At 64.2% G+C, this 3,885-nt stretch carries 3 protein-coding genes; all 3 read right to left on the bottom strand.

Features of this window, described 5'->3' with window-relative positions; genetic code table 11:
- Nucleotides 1–44 precede the first annotated feature (44 nt).
- Nucleotides 45–1,673 (bottom strand): alpha-D-glucose phosphate-specific phosphoglucomutase, encoded by a 1,629-nt coding sequence (locus EOA27_RS26445; protein ID WP_126078418.1) that lies wholly within the window; start codon nt 1,671–1,673, stop codon nt 45–47.
- Nucleotides 1,674–1,676: 3 nt separating this feature from the next.
- Complete coding sequence (gene glgA, locus EOA27_RS26440) at nt 1,677–3,122, bottom strand: glycogen synthase GlgA (protein WP_126078419.1); 1,446 nt, start codon at nt 3,120–3,122, stop codon at nt 1,677–1,679.
- 107 nt (nt 3,123–3,229) lie between these two features.
- Nucleotides 3,230–3,885, bottom strand: a 656-nt coding sequence (locus tag EOA27_RS26435; RefSeq protein ID WP_245491165.1) for a sugar phosphate nucleotidyltransferase, incomplete at its 5' end; no start/stop codon positions are given.

Raw genomic sequence — 3,885 nt, 5'->3', positions numbered from 1 at the left:
ACCTTCCCCCACAAGGGGGGAAGGAAAGGCGCGCCCCGCCACCCTCAAGTAATCACGCTCGGCTTGTTGCGGCCGGTGTGGCTCTTGATGCCGGCGATGTCGTCGGCGGCGGCGATCAAGTCGGCGAGTGCTTCCTGCGTGTCGAGGTCGTGCCTGGCCTTGTCCGGTTCGTAGCGCTCGATATAGACGCGCAGCGTCGCGCCAGAGGTGCCGGTGCCGGAGAGGCGCAGCACGACGCGCGAGCCGCCTTCGAACAATATCCGGATGCCCTGGTTCTTGCTCACCGAGCCGTCGACCGGATCGTGATAGGCAAAATCGTCGGCCTTGGCGATCTTCAAGCCGCGCACGCTCGTTCCGGGCAGCGAACCGAGCTTGGCGCGCAGCTCATCCACCAGCGCGTTGGCGCGGTCGCTCTCGACCTCCTCATAGTCGTGGCGCGAATAGTAGTTTCGGCCGTAGGTCGCCCAGTGCTCGGTGACGATCTGCTTGCAGCTCTCGCCGCGCGCGGCGAGGATGTTGAGCCATAGAAGCACCGCCCAAAGGCCGTCCTTCTCGCGCACATGGTTGGAGCCGGTGCCGGCGCTTTCCTCGCCGCAGATCGTCGCCATGCCGGCGTCGAGCAGGTTGCCGAAGAACTTCCAGCCGGTCGGTGTCTCGTAGATGCCGATGCCGAGCTTTTCGGCGACGCGGTCGGCGGCGCCGCTGGTCGGCATCGAGCGAGCGATGCCCTTCAGGCCGTCCTTGTAGCCCGGCGCCAGTTTGGCATTGGCGGCGAGCATCGCGACCGAATCCGAGGGCGTGACGAAGATGCCTTTGCCGATGATCAGGTTACGGTCGCCGTCGCCGTCTGAGGCCGCGCCGAAATCCGGCGCGTCGGGTCCCATCATCTCGTCATAGAGATGTTTTGCATGCACCAGGTTCGGATCCGGATGATGGCCGCCGAAATCGGGCAGCGGCTTGAAGTTGCGGCAGGTGCCGTCCGGCGCGCCGAGCCGGCGTTCGAGGATCTCCTTGGCATAGGGACCGGTCACCGCGTGCATGGCATCGAAACGCATGCGGAAGCCGGACTTAAAGAGCTTCCTCAGCGCCTCGAAGTCGAAGAGGCTCTCCATCAACTCGGCATAGTCCTTGACCGGGTCGATGATCTCGACGGTCATGTCGCCCGCCTTGACGGTGCCGATCGTGTCGATGTCGATCTCGCCGATATCGGCGATCTTGAAGCTCTTGATCTCCTTCGACCTGGCGAAGATCGCGTCGGTGACCTTCTCCGGCGCCGGGCCGCCATTGCCGGCATTGTATTTGATGCCGAAATCCTCGTGCGGGCCGCCGGGATTGTGGCTGGCCGACAGGATGATGCCGCCGAATGTCTTGTATTTGCGGATGACGTTGGAGGCGGCGGGCGTCGAGAGAATGCCGCCCCGGCCGACCATCACCTTGCCGAAGCCGTTGCCGGCGGCAATGGCGATGGCCTTCTGGATGACCTCGCGGTTGTAGAAGCGGCCGTCGCCGCCGATCACCAGCGTCTTGCCCTCAAAACCGTCCAGCGCGTCGAAGATCGATTGGATGAAGTTCTCGGCATAGTGCTCCTGCTGGAACACCGGCACCTTCTTGCGCAGGCCGGACGTGCCGGGCTTCTGGTCGGTATAGGGTTTGGTGGGGACGGTTTTTATCATGCCTCAGGCAGCCCTTTTCGAATGCAGCAAGCGATAGAGTTCGACGTATCTTTCGGCGCTCTTGTCCCAGGAGACATCGGCCTTCATGCCCTGGCGCTGGATCGAAGCCCAGGTCGCCGGGCGAGCATGCTGCTCGACCAGCCGCTGGATCGCATGGAGCATCGCGCCGCCATTGTTGGGCGCGAACTGGAAACCGGTGGCGACGCCAGCCGACAACGCCGCCTCGTTGGCGTCGATGATGGTGTCGGCCAAGCCGCCGGTCCTGGCGACGACCGGCACGCAGCCGTAGCGCAGGCCGTAGAGCTGGGTCAGCCCGCAGGGCTCGAAACGCGAGGGTATGATTATGGCGTCGCAGCCGCCCTGCATGACATGCGACAGCCCCTCGTCGTAACCGACGACGACGCCGACACGGCCGCGATGCCGCGCGGCGGCGGCAAGCAGCGTGCCTTCGAGGCCGGCATCGCCCGAGCCGAGAATGGCGAGGCGCGCGCCGGCGGCGACGATGCCGTCGACGACCGCCGCCAGTATGTCCATGCCCTTCTGCCAGGTCAGCCGGCTGACGACGCAGACGATCGGGCTGCCATCCGCCTTCAGGCTGAAGCGCTCCTCGACGGCCTTGCGGTTCTTGGCGCGGGCGGCAAGCGTTTCGGCCGAATAATTGGCGACCAGATGTTTGTCCGTCTGAGGGTTCCAGATGTCGACATCGATGCCGTTGACGATGCCGTAGAGGTCGGTGGCCCGCATGTTGATCAGGCCGTCGAGGCCCATGCCGAACTCCGGCGAGCGGATTTCCTGCGCATAGGTCGGGCTCACCGTTGTGATGGCCCAGGCCGCCTGCAGACCGGCCTTGAGGAAGCCAACGCCACCATAATATTCAACGCCGTCGAGCTGCATGGCCACGGCCGGCAGGCCGAGCTCGCCGAAGATTCCAGCCCCGAACTGCCCCTGGAAGGCGAGGTTGTGCACGGTGATCAGCGACGGCAGGCCGACGGCCTTGCCGTAGCGCATATAGGCAAGCGTCATCGCCGACTGCCAGTCATGGGCATGAACGATGTCCGGCTGGTAACCAGAGATCGCGCCGCCGGCAATGTCGCCGCCGACCTGGCTCAGCGCCGCGAAGCGCCGCCAATTGTCCGGCCAGTCGGCGCCGGATGCGGTGCCGTAAGGGCCGCCCTGGCGATCGAAGAGATGCGGCGCGTCCAAAACGAAGAGATCGAGGTCGCCGATCTTGACGGCATGGATCGAAGCCTTGCCGCCCTGCAGCAACGGATACTGGTACACGGGTTTCTTCTTTGCGAAGGCAGCCATCACGACAGGATAGCCGGGAACCAGCGTGCGCATCGCCACGCCCTTCCCGGCCAGCGCGATCGGCAGGGCGCCGGTCACGTCGGCAAGCCCGCCGGTCTTGATCAGCGGGAAGATTTCGGGCGTGACCGACAGAACCTGCATGCGCTCCACATTCCGATCTCAACGTGACAGGTCAAAGTGACAATCTGTTGATCAAGCCGTCAACCCGATAGGGTTGATCGGCAGGTCGACAGCTTATTGATCGACCCCTATGGGGTCGACAACTTGTTGATCATGTCCTGCGTGATCAGGCAGATGCCCTTTTCCGATACGCGAAAACGCTTGGCGTCGAGGGCCGGATCCTCGCCGACCACCAGCCCCTCGGGGATCTGCACGCCATGGTCGATGACGACGCGCTTGAGGCGCGCGTTGCGGCCGACAGTCACGTCGGGCAGCATCACCACCTCCTCCAGCTTCGAATACGAATTAATGCGCGCGCCGGTGAAGATCAGGCTGCGGCGCAGCGAGGCGCCGGAGACGATGCAGTCGCCGGACACCAGCGAGGAGATCGCCTCGCCGCGGCGGCCATCCTCGTCATGCACGAACTTTGCCGGCGGCTTCAATTCCGCATAGGTCCAGATCGGCCAGTCGCGGTCATAAAGGTCGAGCTCGGGCGTGATATCAGTCAGGTCGATATTGGCTTCCCAATAGGCATCGACGGTTCCGACGTCTCGCCAGTAGGGCTCGGACTCATGCGAGGAGCGCACGCAGGATTTGGCGAAGCGGTGGGCGATCGCCTTACCGTGCTGGACGATATAGGGGATGATGTCCTTGCCGAAGTCGCGGCTGGAGCCGGGCTCGGCGGCGTCGCGGCGCAGCTGCTCCATCAGGAACTTGGTCTTGAAAACATAGATGCCCATCGAGG

This window comes from Mesorhizobium sp. M2A.F.Ca.ET.037.01.1.1, from assembly GCF_003998075.1.
Lineage (GTDB): Bacteria > Pseudomonadota > Alphaproteobacteria > Rhizobiales > Rhizobiaceae > Mesorhizobium.
This window is presented reverse-complemented; position numbering and strand designations above follow the sequence as displayed.